Below are 15,692 nucleotides of genomic sequence, written 5' to 3' on the forward strand. Positions count from 1 at the left end.
AACGTTCTAATTCAAACGTTGCCATATTCCCAAATGTCATCTTCTCGTTGAGCGGGCTCATATGAATTCGTATATTTATTTATTCGTTCAGCGAGTCGGCTGTTGCGTTTCATAATTTGGTTATTTGCAACAGCTGTATTTAAGGCTTTTTCTGTTCCAATGACCACCATTTTTTCTTTGGCACGTGTCATAGCCGTATACATTAGGTTTCTTGCGAGCATCATATAATGACTTGTCGTAGCAGGGATAAGCACAATCGGTGCCTCACCACCCTGTGCTTTATGAATCGTAATCGCATAGCCCAGATTCAATTCTTTGGTCTCTGTTTTGGTATATATGATCTCTTTACCAAAATAGTCAACTACCATAACGTCAATCGCGTTCCCGTCGTCATCCGTTGTTTTCCTGAATCCGGTAATGACACCCATATCGCCATTAAAGATTTGCTTATCATAGTTATTTTTTATCTGAATAACTTTGTCCCCAAGACGAAAAAGATTCTTACCTATTGTCCATTCTTGTTTCGTTGCACCGGATGGATTAAGTTTATCCCGAAGCATTCCATTTAATATTTCTGTTCCGACCGGACCTTTCCTCATGGGACTGAGAACCAGAATATCTGATAAGTCATAACCTAACTCATGAAAACGACTCGCACCTCGCACAAGTAACTCCGCAATCTTCTTTGGATATTGCTGAACCAGAAAATAAAAGTCATCTTTTTCTTTATCAAAGACAATGAACTTGCCCTGATTAACACGGTGAGCATTTCTAATGATCTGACTTTCTTGTGCCTGGCGAAATACCTCGGTCAACTTTATTGCTGGCAGTCCGGCTTGAATCATATCGCGCAGAACATTTCCAGGCCCTACAGATGGTAACTGATCAGTGTCCCCCACAAATAATACTTTCGTATTTTTGTTCAGTGCCTGCATTAGATTGTTGGCTAAACTAACGTCCACCATGGACATTTCATCAATAATAAGTAAGTCACAAGGTAGCTTATTATCCTGATGATATTCCGGGATCTCTCCCTGCCGATATCCAATAAGCCGATGAATGGTTGAAGCTTCTTTCCCGGTCACTTCAGCCAATTTTCGGCTAGCTTTCCCTGTAGGCGCAACAAGACGAATCCTATGGTTGGAAAACAATTGCTCATATATATTTATCATTGTTCGAATGACGGTTGTTTTTCCTGTACCGGGGCCACCCGTTAAAATGAGTAATTGCCTAGTCAACAATTCTTGAATAGCCTTTCGTTGCTCTGAAGCTAGAATTATCCCGTGTTTTTTTTGGTATTTATCTATCTGCTTTTCTAAATAAGGTGTTGATATGCCATCTTGTGCACTCTTCATTCTGGAAAGTTTCCAAGCCAGGTTTTGTTCGTGATGATATAAAAAAGACGGATATACACATTTATCTTCCATTACAATAGATTTTCCGTCCATATTCATAATACTGTTTTCCAATTCCTCGGCCGATATCGCATCCTCACCATAAGCATTATGGTTAAGTGCTTTTGTAGCCTCTTCCAGCAACTGTTCTTCCACCATATACGTATGGCCGGATTGAAAGCATGAATTATGCAGGACATATTTTAAACAGGCCTCTATCCGATACCCGGATGTTGGTATGGTACCTATACGTTTAGCAATTTCATCTGCTTTAAGAAAGCCAATAAGATTTAATTCGGTAAGTGTATAGGGATTTTCTTTTAAAATGTGAACTGAATTAGAACCCTATTCTTTATACACACGCAGGGCCATCTTCGCTGTAATACCGTATTCAAGCAGTTGCGACACTATTTGTTGTGCTTCAAACGTCGAACGGACACTTTCAGCAATTTTAGCGGAACGTCTCTTGCCTATCCCTTTAATGTTCAGTAAACAAGACTTGCCTTGCTTGGAGATAGTCGTCAATGCATTTTCCCCTAAAGCATTGACTATTTCTTCAGCCTGCTTCTTACCGCAACCCTTAACTAACGGAGAAGACAAAAAGGCTATCATCTGATTCCTCGTTTGTGGTAAGGGACGTTCCCATTGATCTACAATAAATTGTTGTCCATATTTTTGATGTGTTTCAATCGAACCATGGACCGTTAATGCTTCGTTCTTTTCCATCCCGTAAATATTGCCCTTAATTTTTATATCCCGCTCTTTCGTTCGCAACATAGCAATTAAAAAATCATCTTTTCGGTATAGTATACTTGTAATTGTTCCAGTCAGTTTCATCATTCCAACACCGCCTGGTTTTGTTGCAGCCACTGTTGTAATCGGCAGATAAATATGGAAGATGAGTTTAGTTGAAACGGGATAGAACCTTTTGGCACTATGTTTTGATATAGCTGTTTAAACATCGTTACAGGTAGCTTTACGATCTTACGATTATTTTTAATAAATGCTTTCACACGCTTCGCGATATTAACTACATTGGATGTTACCTGTTGAACTTCTTGTTCAATTTCTGTACTATTGCTTTAGCCGGTTTTAATTCACTTCAAAAATGTTGGCACATCCGAACTTGGCAAAAAATAAATTTCACTCACTTTTAAGGTTTATCAAAATTTCGGGGGTGTTCTGGGGGTGCTTTGGGGGTGAATTAAAATATTATTAACCCTTAGCACACCATGTTGTCAGCGGTTGTTGAACTGTATTTGTATTAGGTCTTAAACTTTGTTAAACGAAAATAAAGGGTCATGCACTACCTATCCAAATTAAATCACTAGAACAACCATACTTATAACGATCGCTTGTACCCATGATTCCAAGGAATAAAGATAGTAGGTTTCAGTACTTCATGGGGATTCTTTCATGTTTTTATAATCGTCTTTATGAATTACTACTCGGCAAAAGTTAGCCTTTTAAGCCCCTCCATCCGCACAGCCAGCGTACCACGGACAATCACTTCTAAGTTCTGCTGGCGGGACCCGCCTCCCTCGGTGCACCATTGGCTGGTTGTTCGAAGAGGTCAAATAGTTGATCTCCGGCCGTATTTGTATCAATAGTGACTTTTCGCCTTAAGTGGCCCTCTTCATTTATTTTGATTAGCAAGTTCTGTAATGTAATCAAAAAAAGTATTCCGATCCACTTCAATTCTACTTCTCTTCCATTCTCAGAGAGTTTAGTTCTTCCTTGACATTCCGTGAATCACCACATTATTTCGGGTTCCTATCTCCACATTAATCCAGCCAAAAATCTGAAATAATCCGCAAATATTTTCACGCTATTTCAGATTTGCACATTATCTCATTTTCTTCTTCAAATTATTCCAGATGGTACGTGTTAGAATGTGGCCCCTTCTCTTCAAAAAGGGACCACATATGGTTTATAATCAGCTGTATTAATATGGACTTTATAGATCTCTGTTTTCCGTAAGTTGAAGGCGACACCTTAAGTTCGATTGTCCAGTTCCTATATGCATCCGTATCTGAAATCACGACAACTTGATAATATTGATTATTGATGCATAGTTCCATCGAGTCGCTCATCCGTTCAATCCCGTTTTGGATTTGTCGAAATAAATTCTCTTTACGAAACTTGGGTTCTTCACCTAATCCATAGGCCAATCCCCGGTAGAAGTCCATGACGCTCCCCGTTGATAGGGGGAAATAAACGACATGATATAGAGAACGGTTTAAGAATGCTTGAAAGGCTCTTAAAGCGAATGTCTTGCCTGCGCCAGGTTCACCCACCAATAACCCCATACCTCTGATCTTTTTTAGGTAATCCAAACGTGCAAGGGTTTCTTGATAAGACGAAGAAGCGAAAGCTTCCGACGAACTAATCTCTTTTGTAAAGGGCTCATGAGCCAATGAATAAAATGACTTATACACTTAATTCACCATCCCTGCCTTCTGCCATCTTGGAGAAAGACATGGACGAGCGATTTCGCTTGATGTGGGCATTATCCTCCAACGCGACTGGATGGATTTCGGCCTCCATATTCCCATCTTCATAGAAATGAACATGGGCGATAGCCCATGCTATAAAAACTCTGAACTTTATCTCTAAAAGAGGTAAGCGGAGGATTAGAAATCTGTGTGATATACGTTTGATTATCATGAAATCACCGTTTATCCATAAGATATCGTTACATTAAAATATACATATTAGGGAATTATATATATTGGTCAAGTTTTACAATCTGCTAAATTGCCATGAGGGAAGGATGTTTAATATGTCTGAAAGAATTTTTATCAGCCCCGCGAAGTATGTACAAGGGAAAAATGCAATCGAGAAAATCGGGGACTACCTGAAGGATATTGGAAGTCAAACGGTTGTTATTGCTGATGAAACCGTATGGGATATTGCTGGACATAAAGTTGTAGATGCACTGAAAAAGAAAAACATAGCCTCAGAAGAAATTCTGTTTAATGGTGAAGCTTCAAATGAAGAAATTAAGCGGATTTCTAAAGAAGCCAAGGGTGCAGGAGCAACGATTGTTGTTGGTGTTGGAGGAGGAAAAACATTAGATACATCAAAAGCGATAGCAGACGAGCTGGACGCTTATACCGTTATTGTACCAACTGCTGCGTCTGCTGATGCCCCAACAAGTGCATTGTCGGTGGTTTATTCGGACGAAGGTGTTTTTGAATCATATCGTTTTTATAATCATAATCCAAATTTGATTCTTTTGGATTCACATGTTATTTCAGAAGCACCTCCACGTCTGTTGACATCGGGTATAGCAGACGCAATGGCCACATGGATTGAAGCAAGAGCAGTAATTAATTTTGGTGGAAGTAACCAGGCAGGAGGAACAACCACTATAGCTGCCAAGGCGATTGCTGAAAAATGTGAAGAAACCTTATTTAGATATGGTCATTTGGCATATGAATCCGCAAAAGCGAAAGTCGTAACCCCGGCACTTGAGGATATTATTGAGGCAAATACGCTCCTTAGTGGTTTAGGCTTTGAAAGTGGTGGTTTGGCTGCGGCTCATGCTATTCATAATGGATTCACAGCACTTGATGGCGAAATTCATCACTTAACACACGGTGAAAAAGTTGCTTTTGGTACATTGGCCCAATTAGCACTGGAAAAACATTCACTCGAAGAAATGGAAAGATATATCGGATTTTATATCAGCTTGGATCTGCCGGTTACACTGGAAGATATTAAGCTGAAAGATGCCACAAGGGAAGATATTATGAAGGTAGCTGAGGCTGCAATAGTTGACGGCGAAACGATTCACAATGGATTTAACGTCACAGCTGACGAAGTTGCGGACGCAATCTTTGCCGCTGATCAGTATTCAAAGGCATATAAAAAGAAATATAAGTAGTGAATTAAAAATGAATGGAAGGGAGAGTTCCCTTCCATTTTATCCAATAGATGAGACAGTACTAAGCAATCGAGCATAAATTCCGGACACAGACTCGAAAAGCGTCCAAACCCGTGATTGCATTTACACCATATTTGTTCAACCCAAGCACCACGCTTTACACCACCCCATCGGGAAGACCGATTCCTCACTCTATGACTTTCTTGGGTTTTTTTCCAGTGCATATCTTACTTTATGATTTTCTTTAATCCCACTACCATTAATATTCAACCCTGCAAGTTTTTCACAAACTCCAACACCACATCATTAAAACCCTCTGTTTCATCTTTTATCACGTTATGACTGCTGTTCTCGAATTGTGTTTGGCAAGTAAAAAGTACATAAAATGGCAGTAATTTTTACATAACCTTGCCAGCCCATTCACCTCAATGAAGCTTTCGCTTTTTATTATATTTTCAAGGTTCGAATAGTCCGTCGTGATAGCCGATTATTCAAGTGTTTTACTTTTTGACAAAGCATTTGTTAGTCGATAGCTCTCACCTGCGAAGGTGATGATATGAGCGTGATGTACAAGCCGGTCCATAATAGCCGCTGTGAGACGCTTATCGCCAAATATCGTGTTCCATTGCCCAAATTCCAAGTTGGAGGTAACGATCACGCTTATGTTTTCATAACACTCGGCAATCAAGCTGAAAAGCAATTCAGAACCGTCTTTATGAAAGGGCACAAAACCGAGTTCATCCAAGATGATCAATTCGGCTTTCCGGAATCCCTGCATAAATCGATGCAATGTCCCGTTACGGTGCTTTTCCAGTAGCTTGGAAACAAGGTCGTTTACGCGATAAAATCTCACCTCTTTTCCTCTCCGGCACGCTTCAACCCCTAATGCGGTGGACAGATGCGATTTTCCCGTCCCCACAGAACCCACCATCATGACATTTTGTTGGTTTTCCAGGAAGAATAAGTCCTTCAGGGCATCCATGGTAACCGTTGAAGGAAGTTCCGGTGCCCAGGACTCATCATAATCCTCCAACGTCTTCAGCTGGCTGAAGCCAGCCTTTTTGATTAAACGCTGCACTTTATTATGTTCTTGTGCCTGCACCTCTTTTTCCAAACAATGCAGAAGGAACTCTTCATATGTCTCGGCCTCGATTTGATCATAAATGTCGCCGATACGTCCCAGTTTCAGCTTTTTACAGTAAATCTGAATGCGTTCGTTCATCTCCATTATGACCTACCTCCCATGAGCGCGTTATACGCATCCAGAGCCGGTTCGTAATCCCTTAAATTGGAAGGTGTATAGGATTCCTCCAGATAGTCCGGTGCTTCCGGACGTATTGTACGATACAATTCCTGATAGACAATGCCTTCTTCGCCCCAAAGTCCAGTGGATATATGGTCAAGGGCTATGGTAATCTGATCCACATGGTATCCGTCGCCCAGCCATTGAATGAGGCACCCCATTCGCCTTTTTCGATGGGGAAGATCAGTCACACTCAAGTATCGCTTCAGCGTTTCAGGGAGTGCTGAGTAAACCATCGTGTAAGGAACCGCCTTCGGCTTATGCAACACTTGTTTTAATTCCTGCATCCAGTCGATTTCCTGCTGTTTCAGGCTGAACGGACGCGGGAGAGTAGCCAATGTTTCATACGTTTCATTCAGGACTTCCAAACGGTCCCAATATATTTTGAGTGAAACAAGCTGCTGAGCGCTTCCTCCAGGAACCTGAAGGCGCTCCTGATCCAAGTGAATCTTGCCATATTTATCTAGTTTCGTTGTTTCGAAGCAAACAACCTCAAACGAATCCCGAGGTAACTCCAAAAGCTTCGTTTGTTCTTCTTCCCACAGGGAACGGACAGATTGGTTATGTTTGTAATGCTCCTTTTCCATCGCTTCCTCGGCTTTTTGTCTCATCTCTTGATTAATCTGTTTCCAAGACGTCATGACGGGAATGGGCACAAACCAATTCCGCCTACTTGTTCCGACTTTATTTTCCACATTTCCCTTTTCATAGCCGGCCCTCGGATTACAGAAGACAGCCTCAAACCGGTAATGAAGTTTGAAACGTTGGAACATCTCGGTTAAATCACGTTCGCCATGGCCTTTGATCTTCACGACTGCGGCCGATAGATTGTCAAACCATAATTTACGCGGAACGCCTCCTGCCAGTGTGAAAAGCTGCTTGAGCCCTTCCAGGAAACAAGTGATATTCTCTCTGGGTAACACCACCAAAAAAGCACCGTTACTGTATGGAAAGGACATCACGAGGTATTTGACCTGAAGCCATTTGCCATCGTAAATAACCTCCGTAGTGCCAAAGTCTACCTGGGCCTCACCTCCGGGATGAATCAACTCACTGTAGGTTTTCTTCTCATCTTGGGCCAATGCCTTCTTTCGCTTGGAGACGTAGCCTGTAACGGTGCGAACTCCTCCGGTATAACCGCATTCATCACGAAGACGCTGGTAAATACGAATGTTCGTGTGACGCTGTTTTCGTTTCCGGGACAGGTCCTCCGTCAGCCAAGCTTCGATAATATCCAAATAAGGGCCCAGAATCGGATAACGTTTGATTCGTTTCTTGATTTCCGGACTCCAATCCTCCCGATCCCCGTACTTCTTGGCGGTTCGCCAATTAATGCCGAGCCGATTTGCCAGGGAATTGATGGATAGCCCTTCCTCCTCCCGTAAAAAATTGATATAGTTAACTTGAGCCATTGCTAGCATCCTTTCATTCCTCCCCCATGTTTATTGGACTTTACATGCAGGAGGTTAATAGATTTTGGGATGACTGGCAAGGCTCTTTTTTTATAATGGCAGTTGTGTATTTTTACGCTGCCGAATTATGTAGTTTTATTCTGCCATAAACACATGAAAAGTATTACAGAATTTCTTGAATACAAAGCCGGGGACAACAATAAACAAAGAGAAAAGTAAAGTAGGAACGCCTACAAAACGTAAGCTTTGGAGTTGTTTACACACAGTCCATAATCAAACAGGCTTCCGCCCGCATTTTAAGTCAAAAAGAAGTTTCGAAAAGAAACTCAAACAAATTACCAAACGAAATCTGGAAAAGGTGGAAAAAAGTCTAAACTAGATATAACAGTCTCCTGAAACTTGGAGCCCCAAAACCAAAAAGCATGAGAATAGGCCAACGCTCGTAAAGAAGACTGGAGAATTGCCAATAGATACATTCTTCATAGAACCATTACAAATAAATTTCTCGAAAAGGTTGGCTTTAAAGATTTAAACCAATTCTCCGATAAAGCACACTCAAATATTGAACCACCATAATACGGAACCGTACGTACGGTGGTGTGAAAGGTCGACTAACCAATTAATGGTTAGTCCGACTGACCTTCAAAAAATTGACGGTTTAATCCAATGTATTTGCTTTCCTCTTCCGGTAATTCGTCTTCCATATAAATCGCATCAACTGGGCAAACCGCTTCACAAGCTCCACAATCGATACAAATATCTGGGTCGATATAGAACATATCCTTCCCTTCCTCTATACAATCGACAGGACAAACCTCTACACATTCGCCTGATTTTTCACCGATACATGGTGATGTAATAATAAATGCCAATGTTTATTCACTCCTCAATCAAATCAGAGATTTATTACGCAAACACATTAGTGCTATGCTTTGGTTGAAAACGTGCTTTTGGATCGATACTACTTTTAGCACTACTAATGGCAATCGGCGCTTCGCCAAAACCCGTAGCGATCAACTTGACTTTGCCATCATATGTAACAATATCCCCACAGGCGTAAACACCCGGGATATTTGTTTGCATACGTGAATTTACTACAATAGAATTTTTTTCAAGTTCAAGCCCCCAATTTTTAATCGGACCAAGTGAAGACACAAATCCATAGTTGACAATTAATGCATCGAGATTAACAATCTTCGTTTCTTCACCTTTAACCTTTTGTATGACCATTTGATGAATTCCTTGGTCATCACCAATTAATTTAGCAGGGGCATACGGCGTACATATTCTAGCATTAGACTGCTTTAATTGTTTCAAACTGTGTTCATGAGCCCGAAAGTGATCCCGTCGGTGAACAATGTTAACATTTTTGGCAATTGGTTCAAGCATCAATGCCCAATCAACAGCAGAATCCCCCCCTCCGCAAATAGATACATTTTGATTCGCGAATTGATTGATATCATTGACAAAGTAATGAAGATTTTTTCCTTCATACAAGTTAGCATCTTCTAATTTCAATGGACGTGGCTGGAAAGCTCCAACACCAGCAGTAATAATAATTGTTTTCGTTAAATGAGTCTCTTTATCTGTAATCAATTCAAAAACTTCGTCATCATATTTATAAAACTGTTGAACGGATTGATTCAAAACAACAGTAGGGTTAAATTGCAAGGCCTGTTCTTTTAAGTCATCCACTATCTCTTGAGCAGGATTTTTAGGAAATCCTGCAACATCGTAAATATATTTTTCAGGATATAATGCTGATAGTTGCCCCCCCAATTGCGGCATACTTTCAATAATTTTCACTTTCATTTGGCGCATCCCACCGTAAAATGCTGTAAACAAACCAGTAGGGCCACCACCGATTATTGTTACATCGAAAACCTCTTGTTCTGGCATATACACCCTCCCTGTTCATCTCTGTGTTCTATATTAAGAAACGACATACCTTTAATTGATGTCTCTTGATTGTTTGTTTTCTATTCCTCTGTAATGAAAAACAAATCAAGCTGAGATGATTCATAATGTATCTTCTGTTCAAGAGAGCATTTTGAGTATATATTATCGATCTAGTTCTTAATGAATAACGCTTCAAGTGAGATCAAGAGTTTTTTAATAATACAGACCTAAACAATTGAAAAATAAATAAAATGTGTGCCCTATATTGTTCATATGCCTTTTTCCGATTTATAAGCGATGAACATGTGAGTCATGGAATTCTGTTGGATACTTCAAACCAAATCCCACTAACCGATCCATACCGATATGTGCAGTCCAAATTAACCCAATTTCTATAATGATGTCTGTATTCATAATCACCCCTAATAATAAGAATAGGATTGTGATTACGTATGTGTGGAATACATTGTACAATTGGTAACCAATGTGTGTGTGAATCAAATATCCTACCATTGAAATATCCGGAGATAAAGCCAATAATAAATACAGCCATACGTTGTCACTCATAGTAAAATACAGGTAAGTTCCCATTAGAAAAATAGCCAATCCTTCAAGTCTCACAGTAATTCTTACCATGGTGTTATCTCCTTATCCCACTATATTTTCTCCACTATTACCATAGCCCCAGCTGTTGTTTGCGTATGTGTAATCGAAACGTGACATGTATGATCGCCGGGAAAAAGTTTATTTATTTGTGTTGGAAAATTGATCTCGGGTTTCCCTAAATTATCTGAATACACTTCAATATCATAAAGATGAATGGATCCACCAAATCCGGTACCTATCGCCTTGGAAAATGCCTCCTTTGCTGAAAAACGTCCTGCTAACCATTCAACTTGTCTTTTCTCTGTTTTGAATTGAAATAACATTTCCTGCTCACTTTCTGATAATATATGGTTTAAAAAAGCCTTCTTTCCTTTACGGAAACCGTCGCCAATTCTTTTCAATTCAACGAGGTCCTGTCCTATGCCAATTATCATTAACGATTCAAATCCTTTTGCTTAATTGTACTTAATGCCATGCTGTAATTTACTCATGACCTTCATTTTCCAAGGCAGCCGGTGCAGCGCCCGCATTTTCACACGTCGTACAAGGGTTTCCATTTGAGATTTTGCTGCCAATATTTTTTCTTGTCGTTCTTGAAAATCTTGAACAAATTTTACAGTTTTTTTTCTTTTCTTCTCAAAAGGAATTAAGGCCTCCCTTGGCACTGTTTTCCCTGGATTATTTTGCAGGTGGTTAACAATGAAAGGCGATAACTCTACCGCATCTTGCATAGCAATATTTACACCTTGTCCCAATACTGGAGATAACGTATGAGCGGCATCCCCTATAAGAATCAATCCATTACGAGACCATTGCCTTGCAAAAGCTGTAAAAATATCTAACATTGTAAGGTCCTTCCAACTAGTAATATGTTGCTCCATTAATTCTTTAAAAGCTGGCTCTATTTCCGTCACCATGTCCCGAAATTCCTTTATACCTTGTTGCCTTGTTTCACGATAGCCACCCCTCGGAATATAAGTCCCTACACGGAGCATGTCCGGAAACGTAGGCAAGATGATCAAGTGCTTGTTTTTATGGACCTTGATCATGTTTGACTGGCTCCAGTTTTTCGGTTTTGGTAACTTAAACCAAACTAAATCGCGATCAAATGTTTTTACCTTTGTTTTAATATCAGCCATTTTTCGCAGCTGACTATGTCGTCCATCAGCCCCCACTACTAGCTCAGAGCGAACCTCAAACAATTCATTTCCCTGTTTACCAATCACACCAACAATTTCGCCATTTTGCTCTACCAGTTCAACACATGCGGTGCCCATCATGATCTCAAAATTCGGGTATTGACTCGCTTCATCTATAATGCTCTGTAAAACGACAGGTTGAGGAATATCGATTCCAAATTTTTGTTTATGTTTAAAAGACTCAAAGTCCGCTCTAAACAATAATTTTTCTCTTTCATACATTTCAATACATTTGACCTTTATAAAGCCATTTTGCTTTAAAGATTGTAATAAGCCTAATTCATCCAAGATTGCGACAGATCCTGCCGCAATTGTTTCGCCACGAAATTCTCGCTTAAACGTTTCCCGTCTTTCCATTACTAGAACACCGACACCTTGTTTCGCTAGTAACAATCCTAATAACACACCGGCCGGTCCGCCTCCAGCAATACAAACTTGTTTATTGACTTTTTGTGTCAAGTGTTTCTCCCTCCTTTGGGACATAAAAGACAAGCTCACCTTTAGTTATCATTTTATCCCCTTCTGTAATTCGGGCTTTAGCTGTCCGGTAATTTCCCAAAGAATCCTTTAATTCAACCTCAATTTTCAAGGTATCCCCAGGGATTGCTTGATTATAGAAGCGAAATTTTTTTGTTTCCACTAGATACCCTAGCTGTGGTTGCTGCGTGTCCTCAAGGGCGCCGGCAATGATTAAACTTGCTTGCGCAGCCATTTCAATCAATAAAACACCCGGAGCAATCGGGTTTCCCGGGAAATGACCCGCAAAAAATGGTTCATTGTATGAAAGATGTTTTGTACAAACAATACGCTGATCATCTATTTCATCCACCCGATCCACAAATAAAAATGGCGGAGACTGTTTCAACAATTCGTGAGGTTTTTTCTTCGTTACAGTTTTCACTCTTCATCCCTCCATTATTTTCCTAAATTTATGTAACTAATGATTTTTTCGTCACTTGAGACAAATATTCCTGAACCCTTGGATTTTGGAAACAATCCATTAATGCTGTTTTTTCAAAATTAATCTGTTCGTTGAATGTAGATAAATTAGAATGCTTCAATAATTGTTTCATTCGTGCGACGGTCTCCATGTCGCCGCTCAAAATTTGCTCACAAAGTTGTTCCACTCGCTCTTTCATTTCTTTTTTTGTCTTTGTTACTTCCTGAAAGAGCCCCCATTCCCATGCTTCTTTTGCTGAAAACATTCTTCCCGTCAGTATTAGTTCCATCGTTTTGGAATAACCGATCAAACGTGGAAGAAAATAACTCGCACTCAAATCCGGAGTCATCCCCATATAATGAAAATTCTCGATAAGTTTTGTTCTTTCCACAGCTATGCGATAGTCACAAGGCAGCATTATATTCAAACCACCGCCATAGGCATAACCGTGAATGGAAGCTATGGTGATTTTAGTAGAGTGGTAGATTTCCGAAATAATCTCATTAAGATTGGAAACAATTTCGTCCAATAAATTAAGGCCATTCTTCTGGTTAGCAATTTCTACTAAATCACTTGGATTAGGTCCGCTCGAGAAATAGGCACGTGCTGTACTCGAAAACACAATGATTTTGCAATGTGGATCCGCATTAACCTGATGAACGGCATCTAATAACTCTTGTGACATTCTTAAGTCAAATCCATTCTTTTTATCTGGATAGTTGAGTTCCACATATCGAACCATATCTTTGGAACGTACATCGACAATACTCATGTTGACACCTCCTATATAAATCACGTTGTTTGCATTTGCATCGTTTTAGATGTAATTTTTTTAGACAATTTATATCCAGAAAGAATAACGGAAACAACACTACCCCCCGGATCCGTCCATTGTCCTGACAGATACAACCCGTCGATTGGGGTTTCATGTTGTGGGCGCGATGACATTTGGTTAACATTTTGTTCCCAGCCATAAATGGATCCAAAGCTATTGTTCGTATAGCGTTCCATCGTCAATGGGGTTGCTGATTCAACCCATTCTAAATGTTGAGATAGATTTGGGATAACCCTCTCCGCCATTTGGATCATTTTTTCCTCATAATCGGGTTTAACTTCCTTCCAATTCTCCCCAATATCATAGGGGACAAGCGTTGTAATGATTACTGTGTGTTTTCCTTCAGGTGCTAAACTCGGATCTGCCAAAGTTGGGCACGAAATCGCTATCCCTTGCAACCCTTCTGGTCCAATTTCCCCAAGATTGAGATGATTTTCAACAAATTTTTCGTATTTGTAATCATCGTAAATAAAGGTCTCGTGACCTACATCATATTGCTCCATAGGTAAATCCACGCCCAAAAAGACTTCAAAGGCAGATAAGGAATGAGATAACCGAGATATGCGCTTTTTATAACGTTTTGGGAAGTGCTCTTCCCCAACTAGCTCATTCATCATCTTGAGCATATCCCCATTACATACAATCATTGGTGCCTGGACATACTCTCCTGTCTGTAATTCAACGCCCTTCACCTGTTTATCTTCAACAACTATATTGTTTACCTCATTACGTAAGCAAACCTCGCCATTTAATTCTTCAATCCGATCAACAAAAGCGTTCGCTAACTTTTGAAAGCTGCCTTCCAAATAATAAATTCCATCTTTAAAGTAATTCATGATAGCATAGGAGAAATACATCGCACTTCCCTCTGTAGGTGGAACACCATAATGCGTCCATAGAGTGGAGAAGGTATAAACTGCTTTTGGATCTTTTAAGAATCCGGACACCATGTCATGAAATGTCATCGTGCTATATTTCCTAATATATTTGTCTGACAGAAATTTAAAAGGATTATCTGCAAGCAACAAATCAGATGTTGCCGAATAAACCCCTTCCATTTCTCGAACAAGTGTCTCGATATTCTCCCTTTCATGCGGAAATAGCTCTGCATATTTATCAATCAACCCTTCCACATGAGACGGTACTGTGAAATGTAAATCTGGATAATATGCAGTATAAACATCGTCAAGCTTAATAAATGATAACTCATTTGCCAAACCAGCTTTATCCAACAGCTGATCTAATAAGCCGCCTTCCTCTGCACCTGCGACAATACGAACGGCGGAATCGAAAAAATACTTTTTTCTCCTAAACGCATGAGCATAACCTCCGACTCTGTAATGACGTTCCACCACAAGTACAGAGTAGCCCTGTTGTGCCAAATAAGCGGCTGAGCTGAGTCCGCCAATTCCTGATCCTATCACAATCACATCATATTGATTGTTTTTTGGAAAACGTGGTCTTTTTCTAAAGATATACATCACCCCTTACTAATATTTTCAAGATGGCTTTTTACGTCTGCTAAAATATCAGCTGCTATGGCACCATCAATCGCTCGATGATCAAAAGCTAAACTTAATGTCATCATTGGCCGTATTTGTATATCGTCTTCAACGACGATAGGTTTTTTTTGTATCGAACCGACTCCAAAACAGGTTGTAGAAGATATGATCGGATAAAATGATTGGATCGGCTTGTGACCCAGCGAAGTTACTGTAAAGGTACCTTGCAATTTTTCCCGTTTTGAAAAATTTTTGATCGTTTTATTATAAATCCATTGACCTATCCCTAACGGTAATGATTGCAACTTGCGAATAGGCTTGAATTCATCTACTTCCTCAAAAGAATGGTCACGATAATAGCCGATTTTTTTCTGGATGTCATTCAGATTTAACTGATCTGCTTCCGGAATCAATCCACTTAACACTACACGCGTCTGGTCAATATAACTGTCCATTGTAAATTTTGCTTGTATTTTGTTATACCAGGCGATTTTGGGAAATAGGGAATGTCGGACAGCAGAATTCGCTTCCGGATATTGTTGAAGGATCCGGGAAATGGAATAAATGATAAACGCAATATAGCTTATTTTCATCCCATTCTTTTGTAACTGGTGCTGTCGTACATTTTTGACTGCTGTAAAATCAATTTCAGTGTCCAATAAACTGGGCTGAACTCTTTTGCATGCCTTAAGAAATAATAGGTATGTCTTCTT

At 39.9% G+C, this 15,692-nt stretch carries 13 protein-coding genes and 2 pseudogenes; 1 reads left to right on the forward strand and 14 read right to left on the reverse strand.

All coding sequences use genetic code 11. From position 1 onward, the window contains the following. Positions 1-11: 11 nt before the first annotated feature. The 3 genes and pseudogenes from recD2 to FFL34_RS18875 form a co-directional block, all read right to left on the reverse strand. Positions 12-1,727, reverse strand: a pseudogene (recD2, locus tag FFL34_RS01105) (SF1B family DNA helicase RecD2); the annotation flags it as partial. A 12-nt stretch (positions 1,728-1,739) separates the two neighbouring features. Next, entirely contained in the window at positions 1,740-2,234 is a 495-nt protein-coding gene (locus FFL34_RS01110) for a YrrC family ATP-dependent DNA helicase (protein ID WP_138600585.1), read from the reverse strand. Between the two features lie 1,250 nt (positions 2,235-3,484). After that, a pseudogene (locus FFL34_RS18875) lies at positions 3,485-3,832 on the reverse strand (AAA family ATPase); the annotation flags it as partial. Positions 3,833-4,176: 344 nt separating this feature from the next. Between FFL34_RS18875 and FFL34_RS01120 the strand changes: the two are divergent. Then, entirely contained in the window at positions 4,177-5,283 is a 1,107-nt protein-coding gene (locus tag FFL34_RS01120) for a glycerol dehydrogenase (RefSeq protein ID WP_138600589.1), read from the forward strand. Between the two features lie 487 nt (positions 5,284-5,770). Here FFL34_RS01120 and istB read toward each other — a convergent pair whose 3' ends face one another. From istB to FFL34_RS01180, 11 genes are all read right to left on the reverse strand, one after another. Further along, positions 5,771-6,505: an IS21-like element helper ATPase IstB gene (gene istB / locus FFL34_RS01125; protein ID WP_138604630.1), complete on the reverse strand. Its 735-nt coding sequence runs from the start codon at positions 6,503-6,505 to the stop codon at positions 5,771-5,773. A gap of 5 nt (positions 6,506-6,510) precedes the next feature. After that, entirely contained in the window at positions 6,511-8,007 is a 1,497-nt protein-coding gene (gene istA / locus FFL34_RS01130; protein ID WP_138600592.1) for an IS21 family transposase, read from the reverse strand. Between the two features lie 617 nt (positions 8,008-8,624). Further along, positions 8,625-8,870: an indolepyruvate ferredoxin oxidoreductase subunit alpha gene (locus tag FFL34_RS01140; protein WP_138600593.1), complete on the reverse strand. Its 246-nt coding sequence runs from the start codon at positions 8,868-8,870 to the stop codon at positions 8,625-8,627. Between the two features lie 34 nt (positions 8,871-8,904). Beyond that, on the reverse strand, positions 8,905-9,897 hold the full coding sequence (locus FFL34_RS01145) for an NAD(P)/FAD-dependent oxidoreductase (protein WP_138600595.1): 993 nt from the start codon (positions 9,895-9,897) through the stop codon (positions 8,905-8,907). A gap of 288 nt (positions 9,898-10,185) precedes the next feature. After that, positions 10,186-10,533: a DUF4260 domain-containing protein gene (locus tag FFL34_RS01150; protein ID WP_138600597.1), complete on the reverse strand. Its 348-nt coding sequence runs from the start codon at positions 10,531-10,533 to the stop codon at positions 10,186-10,188. Positions 10,534-10,553: 20 nt separating this feature from the next. Continuing rightward, entirely contained in the window at positions 10,554-10,937 is a 384-nt protein-coding gene (gene acpS / locus FFL34_RS01155; protein ID WP_138600599.1) for a holo-ACP synthase, read from the reverse strand. 21 nt (positions 10,938-10,958) lie between these two features. After that, on the reverse strand, positions 10,959-12,161 hold the full coding sequence (locus tag FFL34_RS01160) for an FAD-dependent monooxygenase (RefSeq protein WP_234031388.1): 1,203 nt from the start codon (positions 12,159-12,161) through the stop codon (positions 10,959-10,961). Next, the gene (locus FFL34_RS01165) at positions 12,142-12,603 is read right to left on the reverse strand and encodes a 3-hydroxyacyl-ACP dehydratase FabZ family protein (RefSeq protein ID WP_138600603.1); all 462 of its coding nucleotides are present in this window, start codon (positions 12,601-12,603) and stop codon (positions 12,142-12,144) included. The genes FFL34_RS01160 and FFL34_RS01165 overlap by 20 nt, the downstream gene beginning before the upstream one ends. Positions 12,604-12,631: 28 nt before the next feature. Continuing rightward, positions 12,632-13,414: an enoyl-CoA hydratase/isomerase family protein gene (locus FFL34_RS01170; RefSeq protein WP_138600605.1), complete on the reverse strand. Its 783-nt coding sequence runs from the start codon at positions 13,412-13,414 to the stop codon at positions 12,632-12,634. A gap of 20 nt (positions 13,415-13,434) precedes the next feature. Next, on the reverse strand, positions 13,435-14,958 hold the full coding sequence (locus FFL34_RS01175; RefSeq protein WP_138600607.1) for a phytoene desaturase family protein: 1,524 nt from the start codon (positions 14,956-14,958) through the stop codon (positions 13,435-13,437). Continuing rightward, a complete protein-coding gene (locus FFL34_RS01180; protein ID WP_138600609.1) occupies positions 14,958-15,638 on the reverse strand; it encodes a 2-oxo acid dehydrogenase subunit E2 in 681 nt (226 codons plus the stop codon). Before FFL34_RS01180 ends, FFL34_RS01175 begins: the two co-directional genes overlap by 1 nt. Positions 15,639-15,692 lie beyond the last annotated feature (54 nt).

The sequence above is a fragment of the Lentibacillus cibarius genome (genome assembly GCF_005887555.1).
In the GTDB taxonomy this organism is placed as follows: domain Bacteria; phylum Bacillota; class Bacilli; order Bacillales; family Amphibacillaceae; genus Lentibacillus; species Lentibacillus cibarius.